Here is a 23,922-nt window from a genome sequence, read left to right as displayed (position 1 = left end):
CGCTTTATTTTCGCCAAATAATAACTTATATTCCTCATCGTTAATTTGGCGTAATACTACGTCGGGTTCCTTCCTAAAGACTGTTATCCTTCAGTCAAAAGAAAAATCACTTCCACAAACACGGTTTCTGACTTAGTCATTACGTTAATCATCTATTCAACTTTAAAAGTCCTTTTGGTCCGAAATTGTTGGGTTGATTTATTGCGTTTAAAGGAGACCTTGAAGGTGCCAATTACTAATAATGCCCACGGTGGCAGTCAGTTTGAAGTGCTGGCTGTTATTCGTAATGTTCTAGAGAGTAACCGACGAAAGCCAATGACTAGAGATGCCATTGTTTCTTGGTGTCGCCCTGAAACGTTGGCGTTTGGCGACAGTGCGCGTTTAAAAGTAGATCAAGAAGTTAACGCCTGGAAAGACCTTGGGTTACTCAGTAAAACAGAAGATGGTTTGGTGCTAAATAGTGAATATTTCAAGGACGTTAATGTTCCAACATCAACAGGCGCACGCCGCTGCCTGCTCGCCGAGGAAAATAACCTCGACCTTGATGCTCGCGATCAACGTGCAGTCGATCTAACCAAACTGGTGTGCATGATACTAAGCCTTGATGTGTATCGATACCCAGAAATCCGCTCAAGCAACCTCGCAAACATTGTTGATACCTATCTCAGTGACTTCCGGATTAATGGTAATGAAACACCGGTTGTACCTAACTACATGCATTGGCTAGGTTTTGCAGCGCGTATCGGCAATGGTTCGTACACCATTGATCCAACGAATGCGATTAAAGAAGAGTTACTTGCACCAGACAACTCAATTGAAAAAAACAAACAGTTGACTATTGAGGACTTTCTTAAGTTGCTAGCGAAGCGCCTTCCGGTAATTGATGGTGGCGCATATCGTGTGCATATTGAAAAATGTATCAATAGTAAGAATTGGTCTAAACCATCTGATGGTGAATTATCAACCTCACTTTCTCGTGCGCTGCTGCGCCTTCATCACTCGGGTACGATTCGGTTGCAAAAATTGTCCGATGCAGGCTTACGAAACCTAAAGGGGCCAAATAATAAAGTATTAATGGGTGTGACTCACGTGACAGTATTAGGAGACAAATAATGCCTGTATTACAAAGCTATTGGCCAGAAATTAGCCGTATTGAAGAGTGTATCTTGACCGAGGCAGAGTCGCTGTCTGGCAGTTTACTAATGGCAGTACATGAGCCAATGCGCCTAATTAAGCGCCAACACACAACAGGCGACGAGCAGAGTGCAGACGAACAAGCGCTGTTTGAATTCCTTCTAAAGCACAATCGTCCAATCCCAATTACAGGTGCGGCAGGTGTGGGTAAGTCACACATCATTCGTTGGTTAGGTGCTCAACTTAAGCGCCAGCCTGATGCTGATAAATATCGCATTATTTACATACCTAAGAGCTCTTCAATTGCTGATGTGGTTCGTTTACTTATCGATGGTTTAGATGGTGATGTTTACGATGAGATTCGCCGAGCAATTAACGGTATTAGTCAAGAAATCAATGTTCGACATGTAGCGGAGCATCTCGCTTTAAAATTACGTTTGTGTCTAGATGAAGAGCTAGAAAAAGTCAACGCAATGGTTGACCTGCAGGGTGGTGGCTCTTCTCCTGCAGAGGAGGAGTGGCTTGAGAACGTCTTGACGCATGGTGAAGGGTTACAAGCGTTGCTACAAGATAGTCACCTGACTAAACATTTTACACGCGAAGGTGCTTGTCTTTACAACATTGCTGAACGTCTAACACTAGGTGTTAAAGATGAGCAAGGTTTTGAGCAAGATTACCAAATGAAGCCGGAAGATTTTGAAATTCGGGATCAGTTGGCACCAGCAGCACAAGAGGTGCAAGAGTATATCAGAAACAACTTGTTGTTGACTGAGTTTGAGGCTCGTGAGGGAGCCGCTTGGACATTGAACCAAGTTTTGTACACAGCATGCGGTAAAACGGTTGAAGAAGTCCTAAAGATCAATCCAATGACCATTCAGCAGGTTGTTCGTGCTATTCGTCAACAACTTTACGTTGAAAATGAAAACAATGAGCTGGTTATTCTGATTGAAGATTTCACCACTACTACTGCCATTCAAAAAGAGTTTATTGAATGTTTGATGGAAGAGGAGAAGCACCATAAGCGCGAGCCCCTTTGTCGCTTAAAGTCTGTGATTGCAGTTACAGAAGGTTTTGCTGGTTACTTACATGTACGTGATGGCATTTTAGGTCGAACGGGTTATGAGTGGTTGATCGAGTCAGCAAGCCAGAATGAAACGGAGACGATGCAGCGTATCGTCGATTTTTGTGGTCGCTATCTGAATGCAGCACGCTATGGTGAGCACGAGTTAACGCGCATCTTTAAGCAAACTAGCAATGAACAGGACTGGTTACCGGTGTGGCATGATGGCGAGATTACGGAAAGTGCTCATCGCTCTCGCCTAGATGCGTTTGGCTACTCCCGACAAGAACATCCCCTATTTCCATATAACCGTTTTGCTCTTGAGCAACTGGCGCGCAAACATTGTGTTGCTGATGGTCATCTTCAATTTCACCCTCGTTCGATCTTGCACTACTTACTGCGTGACCCACTCAAGCAAGAGCGAAAAATCTACTTAGCGAATGCGTTCCCGCCAGCAAAATGGCAGGGGGTTATTGGTAATACTGCAGTTGGCACACAGTTCAACATTCTGTCACAACCTGAGCGTGCGAAGACAGTAGCAGCAATTTGGGGTGGCAATCCAACAACGATACAAGCGCTAAGCAACGCCTTACCTGTAGAGGTGTGCGACGAGTTTAACTTATCTGATATGAGCCAAGTACTGGGTTCAGCAGATGTGAAGACGCACTCATCTCAGGTACCGAATCCAAAGCAAGAGCTTACTGGACAAGGTAACGAGGTGACCCCACCTAAGCCAACAGTTAATATTTCTGAAAACGATCATGTCGTTGTGTCAGCAGAACCGGACGAGTTGATTAAGTGGCGTGAAGCACTTGATGCTTGGCATCAAGGGGCAGATTTAAAACAGCCCCGTCCAGCGCAAATTCGGAAATGGATTGTAGAAGGATTAAATGCAACCATTGACTGGGTACACTTTGCATGTCGTCCTGAAACCATTCCTCTAAACAAGATTCATCTCCCAACAAAGACGGGTAACAACGTGAAGAATCCAATACTTGACTTAAGCAGTGATGCATTATTTGAGAGCAAGGGCGAACAATGGATTCCCGCATTTAATGCAATGGCGGCTTATCACTATTACAACAAGACCTGGGAGTTTGAGGGCGGAGATATCGCTTACCTTTATTACCAAAACTTCTTTGACGGAGTCGTTCCACAAGTTATTGAGCACTTGGTAAAACAGGAGCGACAACAGTTATCTTACGTGGCACATAAGTTGTTGCAAGGGGCGAATTTTATTGGGGTAGAGGGAGCGAATGCTCGCGACGGTGTTAAACGCCTTGAGGCGATGCTATTGGCAACAGAAGATAAACGCCAATATAAATTGCTAGGTGGTCTTGATGATCAATGGGAGTTGGTGATTAGTCGTAGTAAAGACTTGCGTGATCAATTGATTCGACTGGCAGCAGTAAAAAAACCAGGTGCAGAGCCTTATGCTATTGATGGCAAGATGGTTATTGATGCCTTGAAACAACCGAAAATTGATGAGCCGGATATCATCAATAAGGTACTGCAGGAATTGCCGAGGTTGCGCAATCAAGTATTACCTACAGCAGAGTTATTACGCGAACTGTTTGACGGCGAAAAAGATTCGATTGAAGCGGTTGGTGAGGTAATCCTGGAGGTCCTATCGCTGGCGACCCACGCTGATGTAGTACGTCCGACAGATGCGGCAATTAAACTCCGTGCTGGACTGGAACTGTGGTCTGAAGAGAGTCGCGTCGAGTTGATTAAACACTTAAGCAGCCTACGACTGCCAGAAGCGAGTGAGAATGAAGCCCGTTTGCTACAAGAGGTTGTATCTGTGAATGCCGAGCAATTTGAGATGGTGAAGCAAGTGCTTAAAGACTTTGAAACGTTTGACAAACAGACGTCAGCATTCTTGATGACCAAGATCATTAATGAAGGTGGAGATGAAATTGAGCAAGCTCAGCAGGACGTATTTACTCAATTAGACCAGATTGAGCAACAACTAGAGGAGTTAAACAAATGAGCGTGCAGATGACTAATCAAACCAATGACGCTTCTAGTCGCGGCACCTTGCTTGAGCGTTGCGATAAGTTAAACCAACTGCTCACAAATTACGATCAATTGAAGCGTAAAAAGCAAATTCGCGACGATTACATCTTTCTAACTAAAGGCTTAGCGGAAGCCGCAGGCAAACTACAGCTTCAAAGTGGCGCTTACCAACTATTGCTTGGTAATGACCACTTTGATGGTAGTGATGCGATCATTGCTGCAATGGAAGGAGACCCTGTAGCAGAGGTGCGCTTTGCATTGCAGAATTTCCGTCAAGCGTTTACCGAACAAAAACATGACGTGCGTAACTCCCAAGGGCAAGAGTGGAGCAAATTCCATCTGGAGATGGAAACGCTAACCAATCGTTTCAAACAGCATGTAAATCCTGCATGGGAAATCTATGTGAAGGAACTTCGTAACAGTTGGGATGTTGATCAAAGCCTACTTGTCAGTCAAATGCACATTGATGAACGTAAGCGCTTGTTTGACCGCTATCTGCGAGAGAAAAATGAATTCGAGAAAGAAACCAAGCGCATTCCAAACTCACAGGAAAAGTTAGATGAGGTTCACCAACTCCATGCACGTCTTCTTGAACTGAGAAGCCAGATGGATCTCGAAATCCCTACGGCAGTGAATGAGTTCTTAATGGCGTCTGGTCGAAGTAAGGGGGCGCCATTGCATCTATTGACGGAAGAAGTGCTAGCTTGGCTGACTAAAAATGATGATGTAAGTCGCTACAATATTAAGCGAGGCTAAGAGGGATATGGAAAACTGTTTTGTCCCGATTCTCGATGAACTGGAAACCCGTGAATCTGCCCTACTAACGTGGGGCAATACGCAGGGATATTTTGGAGAAGACGAGTTGGTTGAACTTGTCGAAGGCATTATTGGTGATGATGAAGATGCCTATGATGTGATTGACGAGATGGTGGCGAAGGGATTAATGGTCTCTTGGTCAGATACTGATTCTGGCGAAGAGCATTACCGTACTCGCATGGCTGAAGGGGTGCGCCTGTTCAGCACTCTGCGTCAGATGTTCCCGAAACACACCAACGGTGGTGCTTGGAAACAAGCTGCGACCTTGGTGTCTGATTATCGCTTCCTGCGCCGTAAGCGCAAGTATCCGCAACGTAATGTGTCAACGGAAACTGCTATCGCTGCACTTCAAAGCGATGTAGGGCTAACTACTGGGGAAAGTGAATTACTAAAAGATTTATTGCATCATGATGACGGTTACTATGACTTAGCCGAGTTTCAGAAGCGTGCTTGCATCACTGTATTAGGTGGTGTTCGCCGCCGAGAGGCGTCGGGTTCGATTGTGTGTGCGGGCACCGGTAGCGGTAAGACGTTGGCGTTTTACCTTCCGGCACTGACTCATATTGCCAATGAAAAAGTCGCAGGTCGTGGTGGTTATGTTCAGGCACTGGCGATCTACCCACGAAATGAACTACTTAAAGACCAATTTATCGAAACTTGGCGTCAAGTTCGTAAATTGGATGGCAAGTTAGCACGAGCAAAAATTCGTATCGGCGCTTATTTTGGGATGGCACCGGCCAATTCACGGTCGATTACCACCAAAAGTCGAGGATGGAATAAGGTACCTGGTGGTGTGGTTTGTGAGTACATTCCATGTCCTGATGAAAAGTGCACGGGTCGCATGGTTTGGCTAGATACACAGCGTGAGCAAGGTATTGAGCGCCTAAGTTGCGAGATGTGTAATAGCGCGATTGAGCCTGATGAAATCAGCTTAACTCGCGAAAGCATGCATAAGTCACCACCCGACTTGTTGTTTACCTCAACAGAGATGCTTAATCGTCAGATGGGCAACCCCAATAACCGTCATATCTTCGGTATCGGTGAGCGAGTTAGAGCGCCGTCCATGATGTTGCTTGATGAGGTGCATACTTACAGCGGTGTCGGTGGGGCTCAGGTTGGGATGCTACTTAGACGTTGGTGTCATTTAGCCAAAGCAACACCACATTTCGTTGGCCTGTCGGCGACCCTAGAACAAGCTCCTCGTTTCTTTGCTTCCTTAACTGGATTGCCAGAGCACTCAGTAATGGAGGTTAGTCCTACTGAAGCAGAGATGGAGCAAGAAGGTGCAGAATATATGTTGGCGCTGCGTGGTGATCCGGCTTCAAGTTCGAGCCTGTTATCTACGACCATCCAGACGTCAATGCTAGCAAAACGCATTATGGATGAAGGTAGGAACCCGAAAAGCAAAGGGTTGTTTGGAACACGTAGTTTTGTGTTTACTGACGACATCGACGTCATCAACCGTCTTTATTTTCAGTTGCTTGATGCGGAAGGTCGTTATTCTAACGGCAATATTAATCAGACTAAAATGCCGCTTGCGTCGCTACGCTCACCGATGAATGCTGATGATGAACAGTTTGAGTTTGGGCAAAACTGGAAGTTAGTCAATCAGATTGGCCATAGCTTAGATACAGTTGATCGTGCCAACATCAAACGCACCTCATCTCAAGATGCAGGGGTCGACCAAGAAGCCGATGTGATTGTCGCGACAGCCTCGCTGGAGGTTGGTTTTAATGATCCAACAGTCGGAGCTGTGATCCAGCATAAAGCACCTCGAGACAATGCGCAGTTTTTGCAGCGTAAAGGGCGTGCGGGACGTCGACGAAAAATGCGCCCATGGACAATTGTGGTGTTGTCAGATTATGGTCGTGATCGCATGGCGTTTCAGTCTTATGAGGACCTGTTCAATCCAGAATTGAAGGCAAGACGCCTGCCTGTTCATAACTCTTATGTTATGAGAATCCAAGCTGCATTTACGACGATGGACTGGTTGTCTCAGCGACCAAAAGTGGCGTCTTCGTTATCTTACGGTGGTCTGTGGAATGACTTATCGTGCCCACAGAAAAATCCTAAGCGTCAACAGCAGGTACGAGTCGAGGTAGAAGAAGTCCTTGGTGACCGAACCCGCGCGAGTGAATTGGTGGAATTTGTGAGTAATGCGCTAGGCTTGAACTCTTCTAATCCGGAGCATAACCGCCTGCTTGACTCCCTGTTTTGGCAACCACCTCGTGCGATTATGACGTCATTTTTGCCAACGGTGTTACGTCGTTTAAACACCCATTGGGAAAAGAATGGGGTAGCGGGCTCAGACAACTGCCGTGACGATACTCCGATGCCAGAGTTTGTGCCATCAGCGCTGTTTAATGATTTATGTTTACCAGAACTAGAGATTAACCTCTCCGCAGCAAATCAATATCAGAATGATGGTGCGCCGTTAATGCCTATTCTTCAAGGAATGAGAGACTTTGCGCCAGGACGAGTAAGTAAGCGCTTTGCAATGGATCATATCATACAGAAACACTGGGTGATCCCTGAAAGCTTTACACAACCAGTAGCGGGTGATTATCCATTCCCAATCACCGAATATTGCTCGTTAGAACGACTAGATGCCATGGGTGAGTGTCTAATTGATACTCCAACTGGTGTAGCAACGATTCCTTGTTTCCGACCGTATGAGGTTAAGGCTAGTGCCCCCAACCCAGAGTGGCGCTTGCTTGATACCACTCAAGGTTTCTTAAACTGGCATACTGAGATTCGCCCGCCAGAAGAGCGGAATAGTGCTGAAACTCCAATGCGTAATGCGTGGAGTAATATTTTAAATGGTGTTGATTTCTTTACTCACCACAAGCACTGCCCTGTGGAAGTTATTCGACTCACTACCGGTTCAAAAGCAGAGTTGAAGTTCCAAGGGGATACCCCTAGTGCTACGGTTAACTTCGAGTTTGTTCATCAAGATAAACCGGCAAGTCTTGCCTTCTCATTATGGGTAGATGCGGTCGCATTCCGCTGGAAGTTGCCTGAACTAGACATGATGACGCTGCGACAAGACTCAGCGTTATTAGCAGCTCTACGCACGGCGCGCTTCATCGATGAAGTTCGCAATGATGGCACATTGACAGACAATGTATTCTTGGGTGGGTGGCTTGCAGAGTCAATGCTTGCAGGTCTTTGTTGTGAGGCTATGTTGAGTCAGTGCAGTATTAGACAAGCGCTGGATGCATTGCTAAATGGTACGGCTCAAGTGGAACTAAATGAAATCCCAAGACGAATTTTTCAAACGCTTCCGGGTATTGCCATCGAAGGTGGCGAGCAAGACTTACAGCAAAACCTTATCGAATTGCTGGGACGTGCTGGTGTAATCACCAAGTTAGCGAAATGGGCTGAATTGCTGTGGGAGCAACCTGATGATTCTTGGCAGTCATGGATTCAACGTTGTTTCCAGAATACCTTAGGCGGTGCGCTACAGCAAACAGCATTGCAGCTTTGCCAAGATGCTGATGAGCAAGATATCGTCCTCGACCTTGATCCTGGACCTGCCCGTCGTGCGCAATTGAGTAAAGATGAGATGGAAATCTGGCTATCGGAAACAACCGTCGGCGGCGGTGGCGTTATTGAGCGTATTCAGCAGGCCTACAGCGAGAATCCAAAACGTTTCTTTGAATTGCTAGAGTTTAACTTGCGAGCAGGTGATTACGAGGTGATGGACAACCATATCTTCCAGTTGCTTGAAAAGTTGAAAGATCAATCACCATTGACTCAGAGAATGCAGGCGATGCGCCAAGCGTCGGATCACCAAAGCCAACTAAACGCGCAAAATGCACTATTGGCAACGCTTCAACAAACGGGCTTTATGACCAGTCATAGCTTTATGTCTGCGGTGAATACCCGTTTACTGCGTCCAAAAAGTGGTCAGCAGCAAGATGAAATGTTGTATGAACTACAAGCGAACTGGCGTGCGGAGGAGACGCGCTTAGGAATTGAAGTTCCGCAGCGTGTTTATGCGTTTAGCTGTTCTTTGAACACCCAGTTAGACCATTGCCTGCCAGATGCGAATCAGGTTCAGGGGGATTTACAGACTTGGCGATTTAATGTCATTAATGGTCTGTTATGGCCGCGCGGTTATTCTGTGCGTGATGCTCACCTAACCTATTACAACCCTTATGCTTTTGCAGGTCCAACAGAGCGTTTGTTGGTCAAATTCTTCACGGGAGAAACCTGTGCAACCGTATCTTATGCTGATGAAAAATGGCTTGAAGCCTGCCATCAAACGCTAGAACTACAAGGACGTTGTGAACTTATCGCGTCGACGGACCAAGAAGTCAGCCACGCATTAGCTGAGTTATTGGTGAAACCGGTAGATATGTATGGTTTGTTCTTCTATCCACGTATATCAGCAGTGCGGCGAGACCAGCAAGAGTTGTATATCCAATTAGAAATTGTGGAGGCTATCCAGTGACAGTAAGACGCATTTTTAAATCAAGAACCTCGCGTCAGGGCGAAATTTTGGATGTGCTGAGTTCCTTATTTGTCACTGAGGTTATTCAACCAAGCGAAACCCTTTGGCTCGTTTCACCCTGGGTTACAGACTTGGAGTTGCTTGATAATCGCACCGGAAATTTTGATTATCTTGAACCTGCTTGGGGTCAGCGCATGGTGCAGATTACCGAACTGCTTACCCGCATGATGGCCAATGGTGGTCGCTTGAACTTAGTGACCAATTTCGATACTCACAACGATCGCTTTTTGTGTCAGTTGCAGGATCGTGTAGAGAATTACGGGGTGAAAGATCGCCTTAAGATCGTGCGTAAGAAGCAACTGCATACCAAAGGTATTCTTGGCCGCAGTTTTTATCTTCACGGTTCAATGAACCTGACTCGAGGTGGGGTGGTGTTTAATGACGAGCAGATCAACCTCGATATCGGCAAACAGGCTATTGCTGATGCCGAGTTGCATTTTATGCAGGCGTATGGTGATGATATTAACGTATTGGGGAGCGCATAATGAGCATTCCACAAAAACATGATTTTCTTCAGCGTTTTTACCCTGAAAGTGCGCCTATCTCGTGGTCACAGATCTATAATCGTACCTTGAATCCAGCATGGTTAACAAAGCTTGAGCCTTGGTTGGAGCATGTTGTTGAAGGCCGCTTTCCAGTGATTCTTCCTAGACAAGAACAGGATGGTAAGTTGACCTGGTATGCGCTTACCGACAATGAATCCGCTCAGGTTGAACTAGGGGAGTTATTGACGGCGCATGTCGGTTGCTCTTACACAGATTTTATTAATCAGCCGTATCATTTGGATCCTACTGACTCAATAGAACTGGCATTGATGGAGGCATACACAGGCTTAGGTTCGTTCAGAGTTTTTCGTTTTACTGCAACGGAAGGTCGTGTCAATGACGTGTTTGATGCGCTTGAACGATTACATAGCCAGTTAGTGAATCGTCCTGCACGACGCTTAAACTTGGTGCGGCATCGTGGTCGTATTTTACGTGATATCCACTTTGCGCTTTATCGCCAGAATGGTGCTGATGCCTATCTGCATCTTGCTGAGTTGCGTCGCGCTGGTGGTATTGGTGATCAGAATGAACTGTTCCTAGAACTGCGCTGTCTTGCGGTAGACGGGAAATGGGACAAGATCATCAACCACCCAAAACTACATATTGTAATGGAGTTACCTAGACCTCGTGTATTAACAGAAGCCTTGATGGAAGCTGTCTATGGTTATCAACTCCTAGGTCTGGAAATGCAGCAGGATTTAACGGGGCAGCGCCAGTTGTTCGATTCCACACTGCTAAAGCCTTATCGCGGTCTGTTTATCACACTGCAAAAAGTGACCTCACCTAACGCAGTGAAAGCAGTATTGCTGTGGTTACTGTCAGACTCGAACAGTGATCCAACCGTTAAACGCCGTCGAGCGGAAAAACTCGCTAAGGGTGCTAAGTGTTACACCGATAACGATCGTTTTTGGATTGCGCAACTACTTGCCCAGTTTTATCAATCTGACCAGGTTGACCCCAAGATTGTCGAACCGTCGAATACTTCGACGCCAATATCAACATCGGTGCCTGCTCTGAGTGAGTTCCAGCAGTTTAGCTTGTTAGCTGATGAAGATCCGCAAGCTGTGCTTGATGAATTAGTCGACGGAAATTGGAATGGCGTTTCAGCACATCATGTTGCAGCGGTGGCTTTGAAATGCGCTTCTTATCTTGTCTCGCCAGAGTCTGCACAGCAAGCTGATAGCTTGCTTAGTGCTCTCGATACTGAGGGTCGTGAGCAGTTATTGAGTAAGCCGGTTTATGCCAAATTCTATTCTGATATTTCTCCGCACTTACAAGCAAATTCCAGTGAAATCACGACATGGCATGACTGGTTAGCGCAACTGATTACTGAACCTGACTGGCGTGGTGCACGAACTCTGGCAGAAGATGGCGCGCAGCATTGGCCATCAGATGCGATGAACTGTGAGCGGTTCGCAAGCATGATTGAGTGTTGTGCTGGGAGTGATGATCAGCGTGCCGCACAGGCGTTGCGAGAGCATCTAACATCACTTGCGACTTGGCTATTTAATCATGAACCAACTAATCAATGGCAACCAGTATGGATTGCACTGATTGAACTGCTAGCACTTGATCAAAATACTTCACAAGAGGATATGATCTTTGCTACGGATCTTGCTCGAGGATGCTTGCAAGGTACTCTCAGCACCAGTAAATATAGTGACCTTCTAGACTCTATGGGCTTGCTGCAGGGCGCATGTGGTAGCGGAGCGTCAGTGGCTGATATCTGGCTCGATATGTTGGAGTTGCTTTTCATTAACCCTTGCCCTAAGCCAGAAGAGCGAGATGAGTTGTTCTTGTCGGTTTATAACTCATTTGCCAAAAGCCCGGCGCGTTACTCTTACTTGCAATGGCAGGCGCTGACTCGCCTTTGTGGTGAGGTTGGGATGTCTTTAACAATACCTGATGTAGTTCAATCACAGGTGCAAGATGGCATTGCTAATAGCGCTAAGGTTGATCTCAATGGAAAGCGTATTGCTCTGTATACATTGACGGAGTCAGTTGCTCATCGAGTAAGAGACCGGCTAATGGAATTATTCCCAAGCGCAGACGTACGAGTTAACAGCGATAAGGTTGCAACAGAAACGCTGAAAGTGCTGGCTCGAGAGTCTGATTATTTTGTATTTGCTTGGTTAAGCTCCGCTCACCAAGCTTACTACTCAATAAAGGCTGAACGAAAAGGTAAGCCGTTACTCCAACCGCAAGGCAAGGGAAGTAGTAGCATGTTACGCTGCCTACTAGAACACGATTGAGTCGGTAACACAAATTTTTGGTTGAGAACACATAGGAGCCCTCACTARTAYTAGTGAGGGCTCTTTTTGTTCCAGAAGCTATGTGTAAGCTCCTCTCTATATCTATGCTTGATGAATATCGACACATTGCTATCTGGTTTGTAACTTGTAATATTTCATAAAGGCTTTCTTGGTCAGGATTAATCTCTGTAAAAGTACGAACACGAACAGTATTCGCGATACATATGGCAATTTCTACAGAGCCCTAAGTGGCTTTCACGGTCATAGCTTTGCTTGTCATTCGTACGATCACCGGACGCTGACACTCCCACTAAGAAAAACAAAATTTTAAACGTCACCTTGGCTGTGAGCCCAATACATTCAATAAAGACAATTGCCATGCTCTTATGTTTTCTTGGTTTTTGTGTGCTCATGTTTGCTCCTTACGCGGCTTTGATTTATCCAAAGCTTACCGAAACCTTCAGTCTCACAAGCCCCAAAACCTCAAAAGATTTCAATTCTTAGCGAAAATAAATGTCATAACGATAAGACTTGTGGCTGACACAAGTTGGACGCATGTAGTTAGGGTTTTATGGGGGAAGATCTATTTTTGAACCGACATTTTTTCTCTAGTTAACTTGTGAGTACTCTTATGACGAACGCATTGTCGTTTAAATCTATCGCATATACGCATATAAGGAGGAACATATGAAAACTGTACATTTTTCACATTGGCTTCAAGGATTCCTAACTCAAAGTGAGGCTCACAAAGTGCTTGCCAAGAGCCCAAGAAAATAGAGTGTTTAGATGATTCGCAGTTACTAAATCCAGGATACTTGCTTCGTCTAATTTAATTAGAGAAATTAGACGAAGAACGAAACATCGCCACATCCTTGGTGTGGTAAGAGGTACCGAACTTGCTTGGCAGAAGTGTTGAGAAGTTCACGCACTATTTGGTGATTGAGAACGATAGTAGGCAAGATTATTTGGGCGCTACTATCCTAACTGCCAACTCAATACATAGTGTGAAGAGAATGAGAAAATATAGCCACTAGTGGAGGATGCAATAAGCCAAACTCAGCTGTCGACTGTGCCACTAGTTAGAACGAGGATGCAACAAGCCCATTGACCTCATTATGAGGGAACACCGAAACCCATCGACGTCATCATTATCGAAACGGCCCATGGCTGAGCATATGCGCTATATTTCTACTCTCTGAACATGTTTTCTAATTGGACTTGATCGGGTGCTAACCCAAGCAATGTTTACCGCGTTTATTCTCCTTCAGGATAAAAACATCACCCGCTGTTTATCTACAATGCTGAGCTTACTTCTCATTAAAGAGGAGTAAAAAATGCAAAAAAAGAGCTATATTGGGCATTTAACTAACACCCCGAGAGACTTCTCTAAGCCAAACTTCAACTTGGGTTCGAGGGACATGGCAAAAGCATTGGTCAATGCCAGTTTTGAAAATCAAGGAGGCATAGTTACTAATACCCACAGGGCAAGGTTGCCCGCAATCAAACATTTCATAGACTTCATCAAAAGTACAACAAGCATCAAACGTCTCAACGAGGTTGAAAAACGACATGTTCAGTCCTTTGGAGAGTTTTTAAAAGACAATGTACAAGAAGACGTTTTCTCGTCTGCAACGGCTCGTGATTATCTATCACATGTAAACCGCTCCCTCGCACAAGCGAGAGGGGATGAAAAGTGTGTGATTAATGCAACGCGCGACTTGTGCTTTACTCCTAAATCTGGGATTGCGAATGAAGATCGCTCTGTAAGTGAAGAGCTTCATGCCAAAGTGCTTGCTAATGTGACTCTGGAGGTTGGTTTTGTGATGCAATTGCAGAGACTTTTTGGCTTGAGGTTTAGAGAAGCTGCGCTACTTGATGCGACAAAGGTACTCGAAGCATTACATCAAGGCTCAGCTCCTATGTTGGTGAGAGGTACTAAAGGAGGGCAGCCGAGACCTTTGGCAGATATTACTGATGAAAGCTATCAATTGCTACTGCGGGTTGCAGAGTTCCAACATTCTTTGGATCACGATTCTCTCGTTCCTTCTCATTTGTCGTTAAAGGCCTTTCAAAGCTATGCGTGGCGTCAAACTAAGCTGGTCGATGCAAAGTATGCCAGCCATGGCGAGCGAAAGTATTGGGCTTGCAAAACGTATTTTAACGCAATGAATGTACCTTGTCCGGTTCAAGCTAGCATTGCTCATGGTAAAGCCCATCACCAATACATCGCTCAAGTACTCAATATCACTGAGAGTGAGGCTAAACAGCGCGATCAACTTGTTCGTTTTAAGATTTCTAAGTTATTAGGGCATCACCGAGTCAGTATCACTAACAGCTATTTGGGGTAAAAATGAATAAGCATACTCAACGCCAAATCTTGTCTGTAATGGCTCCGTACTAAAAGCGAGGGATCCCATACAGAGCGAAGCAGGTTAAGCGCTTGTTGATGATATYTGATGACATTTTTCGCCATGAGCCCTATGTCGCAGAGCAACTAAATCGAGTAGGTCGACGACAAATTATCGGGTATTGGGAGCGAAGTAGAGGAGACAGCGAGCAAGTTCGTCAAGAAAAGTACGCAATTTTGAAATGGTTTTTTGAGCATACAGATTTGAAGGTAAGAGTGCCGATCCCCAAGAAAAGAAGCATTAAATCACCGAAAAAATCCGATGAAATGAGATCTAAATAACAAAAATCAAAAACGTATAAATTAATGTATAAAAGATCTAATTAATGATATTTTTTGTTTTAAATCAGTTGTTTAAATATTTTGTTTGTAGTCCTCACTCACCGCCACATTTGAGCCCTAGCAGAAATGCTGGGGCTTTTTCGTATTACGCGACAAGTTCAATCCCAGAGCTGTATATCGTATTGATTCTCAATTACTCATTGAGTCGGCAAGCCCTTCAAAAAAGCCTCCTTTTTATTCATCTTTTGTTACACATTTTCCGTACAGGTAGTGCGTTTTTATTCGCATGTTGTGATGAGCGTTCCTTATTAAATTTTCCACAAAATCAATTAATTGTTGAAATTAGAACGCTTGTCAAAAAGTCATCAGATATCATGTTTAATAGAGTCTTTTACCTAATGGGATACTCTATTTGTTTGATATAATTTCTGGCAGTTTGTATACCATAATTAAAGAGAGTCTATTCATGTTCCAGAACTTAACGATCAAGCAGAAGATAGTGATTCCGCTGTCACTGATTATTGGATTGTTTATTGTGAGCTCTGTATTAAACGTTATGACAAGTTGGAAACAATCTGAGTTGAGTGAAACACTTAACGAACAGATAGTGCCGAACTTATTAACGATTGAGGATGCTTACCGCGATCTTTACCAAGCTACATCTGCAATCCAAGGTGTTGCTCTTTCTGATACTCAAACCGATATTGACCACCACATCGGTGAATACAAAGACAACGCATACAAAGCACTGCCACGTATGGAGAAAATGATTGAGCTATCGCAAGCTGGCGTGATGTCTTCTTCACACGGTAATGAAGTGAGAAAGCTTGTCTCCCTAGGTGAAAAATGGTTGGCGAGTTATGAAGCGATGTTGCGTTTACCTCAATCACAATGGCTTGGTTACTACAACGAACACAAACACACCTTTGAAAATCAGTTTATCGAGGTAAGAGCGCAACTTAATGTTGTGAAAGATGCGATAGAAGAAAAACAAAGCCTATTGAAAGATGAAATCTCAGCAGCCGCAACACGAGCAGAGTTAATTCTTGAAGCGGGCATTGTGATTGTTATTCTGGCCGCTATTGCGATGGCGTTTTTGTTGTTGCAAACCGTCGTGAAGCCTATCAACGATATCAAAAATGCGATGACAGAAATTGCTTCTGGTGAAGGTGATTTAAGCCAGCGAATCGATGTGAAAACACAAGACGAAATTGGCAATTTAGCGAACGCGTTTAATCAGTTTGTGTCTAAAATCCAAGCGACAGTTTCTCAAGTAATTGAAAGTTCGAATACCTTGCGTAATGAGATGGAAAATCTTAGCTCGTTGACCACGACCATCGCGAATTCGACCGTTTCACAGCAAAAAGACAGCGAGGCGGTAGCGGCGGCAGTGCATGAAATGCAAGTCACCAGCAGAAATGTCAGCGATAGCGCTAACGAAGCTGCGGTTGCGAGCCAAACAGCGAATGATGAACTTACCAATACCAATGTTATTTTGGATCAAACCGTTAGCTCAATTCGTAGCCTCGCAAGTGAAATCGAAAGTGCAAGCCACGTCATTAACACATTGGATCATGATGTGAGTAACATTGCTTCTGTATTGGATGTCATTCGTGGTATCGCAGAGCAAACGAACTTATTGGCGCTTAATGCAGCGATTGAAGCGGCTCGTGCAGGAGAGCAAGGGCGAGGCTTTGCTGTTGTCGCAGATGAGGTCCGCTCGTTAGCCAGTCGCACACAACAGAGCACGGGTGAAATCCAAACCATGATTGAAAAGCTACAATCTGGTGCGGGACAAGCCGTAGAAGTGATGCGTGGTAGCCAAAATAGCAGTGATGAAACAATTCAATCGGCAGGGAGAGCGAGTCAATCCCTTTCTGAAATCTTGAACGCGATTTCACGTATGAACGAGATGAACACACACATTGCAACGGCTGCAAGCCAGCAAAGTACGGTAAGTGACGAAGTAAATAGCAACGTACAAGGCATTGCAGATAGCAGTACATCTATTGTGGAAATCGTCAACCAAGCGCAAGCATCTTTAGCCATGTTATCAGAGCAAACCCAGCGCTTAGATCATCAGGTTAGTCAGTTCAAAGTATAAGCTGAGAACTGCAGTCTCACTGACGAAATAACCCGCTAAGAAGCGGGTTATTTTTTAGATAAGGGTCGAACCTGATTTGTGAAGGCTCGACTATATTTACATTCCTCTTTTACTTAACTTTGTATACCAGAGGGGTAAATAATCCTAGACAGCGGTGACAAACTCTGTACAGCGTGATGATGCTTTTATCATCACTTTTGCTGCTTTTTAACCATTGCAATTGCTCACAGGAAAGTGTGATTTCCAACCCAAAATCTTCAAATTTGAGAACTTCATTACACCTTTACCATAAACGTTTTTCGTAAGCGTATAGAACTGTAAATTTTGTTGTATGTACAACACTGGGTAATTATCATCCTAATTAATTTGTTCTGGATATACATCCGTTAGTCATCATTAAGTCATTCTAGAAGTTTTTAGCAAGGAATCTTGAAGGCTTGTAGGTAAAAGAGAGAAAAATTCATGAGACGTAAAACCACGCTATCTCTGCTGATTGCGTCGAGCCTTTTTGTGGTTGGATGTCAACCTAGCGAAGAAGGATCGAGTCAAGGTAGTGGTCCTGCGCCCGCAACCGACGTTGAAGTGTTAACGGTGGAGCCAACTCGCCAAGCGTTAACTGTTGAGTTGCCAGGTCGTAGCCGTGCATTCAAAGAAGCGGAAGTTCGTCCGCAAGTTACAGGCATTATTTCAGAACGAAATTTTGTTGAAGGCGGCCTTGTTGAACAAGGACAGTCCCTATATCAAATTGATGATTCATCATTTCAAGCGGATTTGCTGAGCGCTGAAGCGGAATTAATCCGAGCTCAAGCAGCGGCAGAATCGACCCATGCCACAGTGAAGCGTTACAGAACCTTGATCACCAAAAAGTCCATCAGCCAACAAGATTTGGATGAAGCAGAAGCAGCATACAAGGAAGCGCAAGCACAGGTCCTAGTCGCAAAAGCTAAGATCAATACGGCAAAAATCAATTTAGATTACACGCAAGTGAAAGCTCCGATTAGCGGTGTGATCGGTAAATCGAGTGTGACAGCGGGTGCGTTGGTTACGGCTAACCAAGCAGCCAAATTAGCGACCATTCAGCAGCTTGATCCTATCAACGTTGATATTGTGCAATCATCCGCGCAACTGCTGCGTTTAAAAGCGGCTCTTTCCCAAGGTCATATGCAAGAAGATGACTCTGCGCAAGTTACATTGATGCTTGAAGATGGCAGCACGTACGAACATAAAGGCACGATGAAATTTACCGAGGTCAATGTGAACGAAAGTACGGGTAGCGTGACGCTTCGTGCTGAATTCCCAAACCCTGACGGTTTGTTACTACCAGGAATGTTTGTTCGTGCGACGGTCATTACTGGTGTTGACCCTGACGCGATTCTGATACCACAAAATACCGTTTCTCGCGATGCGACAGGCAAAGCGACAGTGATGATGGTGAATGGTGAGAACAAAGTGGAAGCGAGACCAGTGAAGACAGCCGAAGCGATCAATAATCAATGGCGTATTATTGATGGTTTAAACGCGGGCGATAAAGTCATTACTGCTGGGTTACAAAAGGTAGGTCCAGGCAGCCCAGTAACTATCCAAAACGGTGAACAGGAGTAATCATGGCACGATTTTTTATCGATCGTCCGGTATTTGCTTGGGTTCTCGCAATTCTAACGATGTTGGCGGGGGTAATGTCATTATTCAATTTACCCGTCTCGCAATACCCAACGATTTCACCGACAACGATCACCATCAGTGCTCGTTATCCAGGTGCATCAGCGAAAACCGTTGAAGACTCGGTAACGCAGGTTATCGAGCAAAATATGACGGGATTAGATTATCTTCGCTACCTATCATCGAGCAGTGATGCATTCGGTAATGCGACAATTACCCTGACGTTTGATAGCGAAGCTGATCCTGATATCGCGCAAGTACAGGTGCAGAACAAGCTGCAATTGGCATTGACATCATTGCCGATGGAAGTACAAAACCAAGGTATCGTCGTGAATAAATCCAACACGGCGTTTCTCATGGTGGTGGCAGTTTATTCTGAAGATCCTGACTTTACAGAAAACGATATCGGCGACTTTGTTGTAACGAATATTCAAGACCCGATAAGTCGTGTAACTGGCGTAGGACAAGTGCAGGCGTTTGGTGCGCAGTATGCGATGCGAGTCTGGCTGGACCCATTTAAGCTTACGCAGTTCAACTTGACCGCAATCGATGTAGCAAATGCTATCAGTGAACAGAACGCGCAAGTTTCTTCAGGTCAACTTGGTGCAGCACCTGCGCAGGAAGGTCAGCTGTTGAATGCAACGATTTCGTCTGCAAGTCGTTTGAGCAGTGTAGAAGAGTTCCAAGACATCATTCTTAAGTCTGACGCCAGTGGTTCGAATGTTTATTTGAAAGATGTGGCTCGTGTTGAACGTGGTGCAGAAAGTTACGATATTCGAGGTCAATATAATGGCTTCCCAGCATCGGGGTTAGGTATTTCATTAGGTACTGGCGCAAACGCGCTTGAGACAGCTAATGCGGTAAAAGAGCGTTTAGACCAACTGAGTGCAACGTTCCCAGAAGGGTTGCAGATTGCTTACCCATTTGAAACTACGCCATTCGTCAAAGCCTCGATTCAAGAAGTGGTTAAAACGCTATTAGAAGCCATTCTTCTTGTGTTCTTAATCATGTACCTGTTCTTGCAGAACTTCCGTGCGACGATCATTCCAACGATCGCAGTGCCTGTCGTACTGCTCGGCACCTTCGCTATTTTGTACGCGACTGGATTTAGCGTAAACACGTTAACCATGTTCGCGATGGTTCTGGCTATCGGTTTGCTGGTGGACGATGCCATCGTTGTGGTGGAAAACGTCGAGCGTGTGATGCATGAGGATGGGTTAGAGCCCAAAGAAGCGACCAAAAAATCGATGGGGCAGATCACTGGTGCTCTGATTGGTGTAGGTCTGACGCTTTCTGCGGTATTCGTTCCTATGGCGTTTATGTCTGGTTCTACAGGGGTTATTTACCGTCAGTTCTCGATAACCATTGTGGCGGCGATGACACTTTCAGTTTTGGTAGCGATAATTCTGACTCCAGCATTATGTGCAACATTACTGAAAAAAGGCGATGCTGAGCTTCTAGAAAAGAAAGGCTTCTTTGGCTGGTTTAACCGCAAGTTTGATGCGATGACAGCTGGCTATGAAACCGGCGTTGCTAAACTCCTAAAGCGTACAGGTCGTATGTTGGTTGTATTCTTGGCAATGAGTGCAGGTGCGGGCTGGCTATTTATGAACCTTCCGACGTCATTCTTGCCGGATGAAGACCAAGGCACAGTATTCTCAATGGCTATTTTGCCGCCTAACTCAACGCAAGAGCAGACGGAAAAAACACTTGAGAAAATGCGCGACTTTTACCTTGTGGATGAGAAAGACAACGTGAAATCCGTCTTCTCCGTTGCGGGCTTTAGTTTTGCAGGTCAAGGCCAAAACATGGGGATGGCCTTTATCGGTCTGAAAGATTGGTCAGAGCGTGAAGCGCCGGGTGCTGATGCAGCTTCCATTACGGGTCGAGCGATGGGGTACTTCTCAACCATTAAAGAAGCACTGGTGTTTGCATTTGCACCTCCTGCGATTCAAGAATTGGGTAACTCGACAGGCTTTGATTTCTATCTTCAAGATTCGTTGAACAAAGGTCACGACGCATTAGTCGCTGCGCAAGGTCAACTGCTTGGCATGGCTGCACAAAACCCGAAACTTGTCGGTGTTCGTCCGAACGGCCAAGCAGATGCGCCAATGTACAAAGTGAACATTGACCACGTTAAACTGCGTGCTCTGGATGTTAGCATTAATGACGTCAACCAAATCCTGTCAGCGGCATGGGGTGGAGCGTACATTAACGACTATATTGATCGCGGTCGAGTGAAAAAAGTCATGATGCAAAGTGATGCGGAATACCGTATGCAGCCAAAAGACTTCGATTCGTGGTACGTGCGCAACTCAAAAGGTGAGATGGTGCCTTTCTCTGCCTTTGCGAGCGGAGAGTGGACGTATGGTTCACCTCTTTTGCAGCGTTTTGATGGTTTGCCAGCGATGAATATCCAAGGCGGCGCAGCTCCTGGCGTCAGTACTGGTGAAGCCATGGCAGAAATTGAAGCAATGGTAGAAAAATTACCAGAAGGCTTTACGGTGAACTGGAATGGTATTTCGTATGAAGAGCGCCTTTCCGGAAACCAAGCGCCAATGTTATATGCGCTGTCTATCCTCGTCGTATTCTTAGTTCTCGCCGCTTTGTATGAAAGTTGGTCAGTACCTTTCGCCGTGGTGTTAGTTGTGCCTCTTGGTGTGCTTGGTGCTGTGCTCGCGGTAATGACGCGAAGTATGGACAACGATGTATTCTTCCAGGTGAGCTTATTAACGACGGTCGGCTTGGCAACTAAAAACGCCATTCTGATTGTTGAGTTTGCGAAAGATTACTACGAGAAAGGCGCTGGCCTTATCGAAGCTACCCTGCATGCCGTTCGTGTTCGTCTGCGCCCTATTATTATGACATCGCTTGCCTTTGGTCTAGGTGTAGTACCGCTTGCTATCAGCTCTGGCGTGGGCTCAGCAGGTCAAAATGCGGTAGGTACTGGTGTACTTGGTGGCATGATCAGTGCGACGATCTTAGGTATATTCTTTGTGCCAATCTTCTTTGTGGTGGTTGAGCGATTGTTTGATCGACGTGCGAGAAAAGAATCGGAGGCAGAGCTGTCAGAGACTAATCCTAAACCGGCTCAGCAAAGCGAGTAAGACTTGGCTGCTGTAACTGAGTTATACTGGTGATAATAAACACGATAAAAGGGCGCTTCGGCGCTCTTTATTTTATGTTTTCACTTGGTGGTTACCGTCTTTGACGCAAACTTGAAGGGGGAGCGTTTTGCCTTATGCAGAATCTGCTTACTCCTCCGACCGAATGAAAGCCTAAAGAAGAACAAACGACGATGAAAGATCAGAAAATCTCCCCAATTTCCGTTTTGGATCAAAGCCCTATGTTTGTCTGCGGTGTGATGCAGCGAATGTATCGCAACCGTGCTCAAGCTGAGCTCTCTCGGCAAAATTTAATGACACTCGAGATGGCAAGTGCACTGGCCGCTTTGGAAGAGTTTCAACCCATGAGTCAGCAAGCGTTGGCTGACGCGGTTCGAACTGAGCGAAGTGTAGCAAAGCGAATGGTGGATAATTTGGAAAAGCGAGGGTTTGTTCAAGTTTCTAAAAGTAAATCGAATCAGCGTCTCAAAATGCTCAGCATGACAAAAGAGGGGGCAAACGCTTTAAAGCAAGTGCATCAAATCATGACGAACTTACAGAAAGAATTTTTTGCTTGTTTGTCTGAATCAGAAGCGAGTGAGTTTTTTCGTTTGGTAAGAAAGCTCACTTTTGCAAATCACGACCAGTAGCTTATCTTAATGCTATCTAACGCGCCTTTACTTTATCGGTGATCAATTATATTAAGTCGTAAAACTTAAGAAATAGAATGCCCAAAGTACACGTGACGGTAGAAAGCACCGTAGTGAGTGCGATGATATTTGCGGCTAATGTGGCATTGCCTCCCATCGAACGTGCCATGACATAACTGGCCGCTGCCACTGGGGAAGCGTTCATAAAGAAAAGAATACCTAACTCAATTCCTCGAAAACCTACTAAGTAAGCACCAATAGTGATCATTACGGGTGCCACGATGAGCTTGTAACTGCTTGCAAACCAAGATGGACCTTTCTCTTTTCTCATCAAGCTAAAATCGAGTGAGCCACCCGTACACAACAGCGCTAAAGGCAGTGTCATTTTGGACAAGTAGTTCCCTGCATCAATAACAACGTTCGGTACTGGAATAGCGAGTAAATAAAAAGCCATCCCTAGGACGATTGAGATTATCAGTGGATTCCTCGTCAGTGTTCGGCCCATCATTTTTGCGGCTTGTGGGACAGAAGTTGCGCCCTTGGGAGATAAGCAAATAACCGCTTGGACGTTATAAAGAAACGTGGTGACCGCGACATAAAGCGCTGCTAACGCCACACCTTGAGAACCATACGCATTGGCAACGTAAGCGATGCCAATAATACCTGTGTTTGCTCGGAACCCACCTTGGATAAGAACACCTTGGTCAGGCGATGCTTTGAACAGAATCTTGACCGAAAGGTAGGTGAAAATAAAAAAAGAAACACTAGCGATAACGCCGAAATTGACAAAGCCACTTGCCGCTGAAAAATCGTGTTCTGAAGCCACAATACTGACAAATAACATCGCAGGTAGCGTAACTTGAAACACCAGTTTAGAGCCCACTTCGATAAAATTATCGTTGATCAGTCCAATGCGTTTGAACACCACGCCAAGTATTAACATTAAGCAGATAGGGCCGGTTATCGACAAAGAGAATTGCAACTGATGTAGAACAGCTTCCATGTAAGTACCCGCAGCAAAAGAAAAATATTCCTGCTGTCTATTAAGCCATAAACTCTGGGAGACAGGATAGAAAAGTGATGAAATTTTCCTCTTTTGTTGGTTCCAGAACCATTTGCATTCCAAGTTATGGACGAGGTCCCAGTTTAACAAAGCTGTACTGGTTCTATGCGCGATATGTTGGTTTACTACTTATCGTGATGCATCCACATGCGTATTAAATAAAAGGGTTGGTCATTGTGGTTATGGATAGGAGTTCATCGATGAAAAGGAAACACAACAAAACCGTACTTTGTGCATTTGTCTCAGGTTCGGTGTTTGGTGCGGCTTTAGTCATTGCGATGTCTTTACCAATGTAATCGTTTCTGTAGGCT

At 45.1% G+C, this 23,922-nt stretch carries 12 protein-coding genes; 11 read left to right on the top strand and 1 reads right to left on the bottom strand.

Going from position 1 to position 23,922, the window contains the following annotated elements; all coding sequences use genetic code 11:
* The first annotated feature begins 225 nt into the window (after positions 1-225).
* From dpdG to R2S67_RS07515, 11 genes are all read left to right on the top strand, one after another.
* Positions 226-1,113: a protein DpdG gene (gene dpdG / locus R2S67_RS07565; protein WP_317343028.1), complete on the top strand. Its 888-nt coding sequence runs from the start codon at positions 226-228 to the stop codon at positions 1,111-1,113.
* Complete coding sequence (dpdH, locus tag R2S67_RS07560) at positions 1,113-4,187, top strand: protein DpdH (protein WP_317343027.1); 3,075 nt, start codon at positions 1,113-1,115, stop codon at positions 4,185-4,187. The genes dpdG and dpdH overlap by 1 nt, the downstream gene beginning before the upstream one ends.
* Entirely contained in the window at positions 4,184-4,969 is a 786-nt protein-coding gene (locus R2S67_RS07555; protein WP_317343026.1) for a hypothetical protein, read from the top strand. Before dpdH ends, R2S67_RS07555 begins: the two co-directional genes overlap by 4 nt.
* A gap of 7 nt (positions 4,970-4,976) precedes the next feature.
* A complete protein-coding gene (gene dpdJ, locus R2S67_RS07550) occupies positions 4,977-9,485 on the top strand; it encodes a protein DpdJ (RefSeq protein ID WP_317343025.1) in 4,509 nt (1,502 codons plus the stop codon).
* On the top strand, positions 9,482-10,030 hold the full coding sequence (gene dpdK / locus R2S67_RS07545) for a phospholipase D-like domain-containing protein DpdK (protein WP_053049317.1): 549 nt from the start codon (positions 9,482-9,484) through the stop codon (positions 10,028-10,030). The genes dpdJ and dpdK overlap by 4 nt, the downstream gene beginning before the upstream one ends.
* Positions 10,030-12,342 (top strand): protein DpdD, encoded by a 2,313-nt coding sequence (gene dpdD, locus R2S67_RS07540; RefSeq protein ID WP_317343024.1) that lies wholly within the window; start codon positions 10,030-10,032, stop codon positions 12,340-12,342. The genes dpdK and dpdD overlap by 1 nt, the downstream gene beginning before the upstream one ends.
* Before the next feature lie 1,418 nt (positions 12,343-13,760).
* Positions 13,761-14,690, top strand: a complete 930-nt coding sequence (locus R2S67_RS07535) for an integrase domain-containing protein (protein WP_317343023.1) — start codon at positions 13,761-13,763, stop codon at positions 14,688-14,690.
* An 807-nt stretch (positions 14,691-15,497) separates the two neighbouring features.
* On the top strand, positions 15,498-17,135 hold the full coding sequence (locus tag R2S67_RS07530) for a methyl-accepting chemotaxis protein (protein ID WP_104971483.1): 1,638 nt from the start codon (positions 15,498-15,500) through the stop codon (positions 17,133-17,135).
* Between the two features lie 462 nt (positions 17,136-17,597).
* A complete protein-coding gene (locus R2S67_RS07525) occupies positions 17,598-18,737 on the top strand; it encodes an efflux RND transporter periplasmic adaptor subunit (RefSeq protein WP_317343022.1) in 1,140 nt (379 codons plus the stop codon).
* Positions 18,738-18,739: 2 nt separating this feature from the next.
* On the top strand, positions 18,740-21,901 hold the full coding sequence (locus R2S67_RS07520) for an efflux RND transporter permease subunit (RefSeq protein ID WP_046874752.1): 3,162 nt from the start codon (positions 18,740-18,742) through the stop codon (positions 21,899-21,901).
* Positions 21,902-22,092: 191 nt separating this feature from the next.
* Positions 22,093-22,548: a MarR family winged helix-turn-helix transcriptional regulator gene (locus R2S67_RS07515; RefSeq protein ID WP_012841967.1), complete on the top strand. Its 456-nt coding sequence runs from the start codon at positions 22,093-22,095 to the stop codon at positions 22,546-22,548.
* A 46-nt stretch (positions 22,549-22,594) separates the two neighbouring features.
* Here the strand turns inward: R2S67_RS07515 and R2S67_RS07510 are convergent, their stop codons facing one another.
* Positions 22,595-23,551, bottom strand: coding sequence for an AEC family transporter (locus R2S67_RS07510; protein WP_301578214.1), 957 nt, complete (start codon positions 23,549-23,551; stop codon positions 22,595-22,597).
* Positions 23,552-23,922: the final 371 nt, after the last annotated feature.

Origin of the sequence: Vibrio sp. T13N, assembly GCF_032970445.1 — a bacterium.
In the GTDB taxonomy this organism is placed as follows: domain Bacteria; phylum Pseudomonadota; class Gammaproteobacteria; order Enterobacterales; family Vibrionaceae; genus Vibrio; species Vibrio diabolicus.
This window is presented reverse-complemented; position numbering and strand designations above follow the sequence as displayed.

What these genes read in the sequence shown, in the direction of transcription:
- dpdH (WP_317343027.1), top strand. Translation starts at nt 1,113, where the DNA reads ATGCCTGTATTACAAAGCTATTGGCCAGAAATTAGCCGTATTGAAGAG.
- R2S67_RS07555 (WP_317343026.1), top strand. Translation starts at nt 4,184, where the DNA reads ATGAGCGTGCAGATGACTAATCAAACCAATGACGCTTCTAGTCGCGGC.
- dpdJ (WP_317343025.1), top strand. Translation starts at nt 4,977, where the DNA reads ATGGAAAACTGTTTTGTCCCGATTCTCGATGAACTGGAAACCCGTGAA.
- dpdD (WP_317343024.1), top strand. Translation starts at nt 10,030, where the DNA reads ATGAGCATTCCACAAAAACATGATTTTCTTCAGCGTTTTTACCCTGAA.
- R2S67_RS07535 (WP_317343023.1), top strand. Translation starts at nt 13,761, where the DNA reads ATGGCAAAAGCATTGGTCAATGCCAGTTTTGAAAATCAAGGAGGCATA.
- R2S67_RS07530 (WP_104971483.1), top strand. Translation starts at nt 15,498, where the DNA reads ATGTTCCAGAACTTAACGATCAAGCAGAAGATAGTGATTCCGCTGTCA.
- R2S67_RS07525 (WP_317343022.1), top strand. Translation starts at nt 17,598, where the DNA reads ATGAGACGTAAAACCACGCTATCTCTGCTGATTGCGTCGAGCCTTTTT.
- R2S67_RS07520 (WP_046874752.1), top strand. Translation starts at nt 18,740, where the DNA reads ATGGCACGATTTTTTATCGATCGTCCGGTATTTGCTTGGGTTCTCGCA.
- R2S67_RS07515 (WP_012841967.1), top strand. Translation starts at nt 22,093, where the DNA reads ATGAAAGATCAGAAAATCTCCCCAATTTCCGTTTTGGATCAAAGCCCT.
- R2S67_RS07510 (WP_301578214.1), bottom strand. Translation starts at nt 23,551, where the DNA reads ATGGAAGCTGTTCTACATCAGTTGCAATTCTCTTTGTCGATAACCGGC.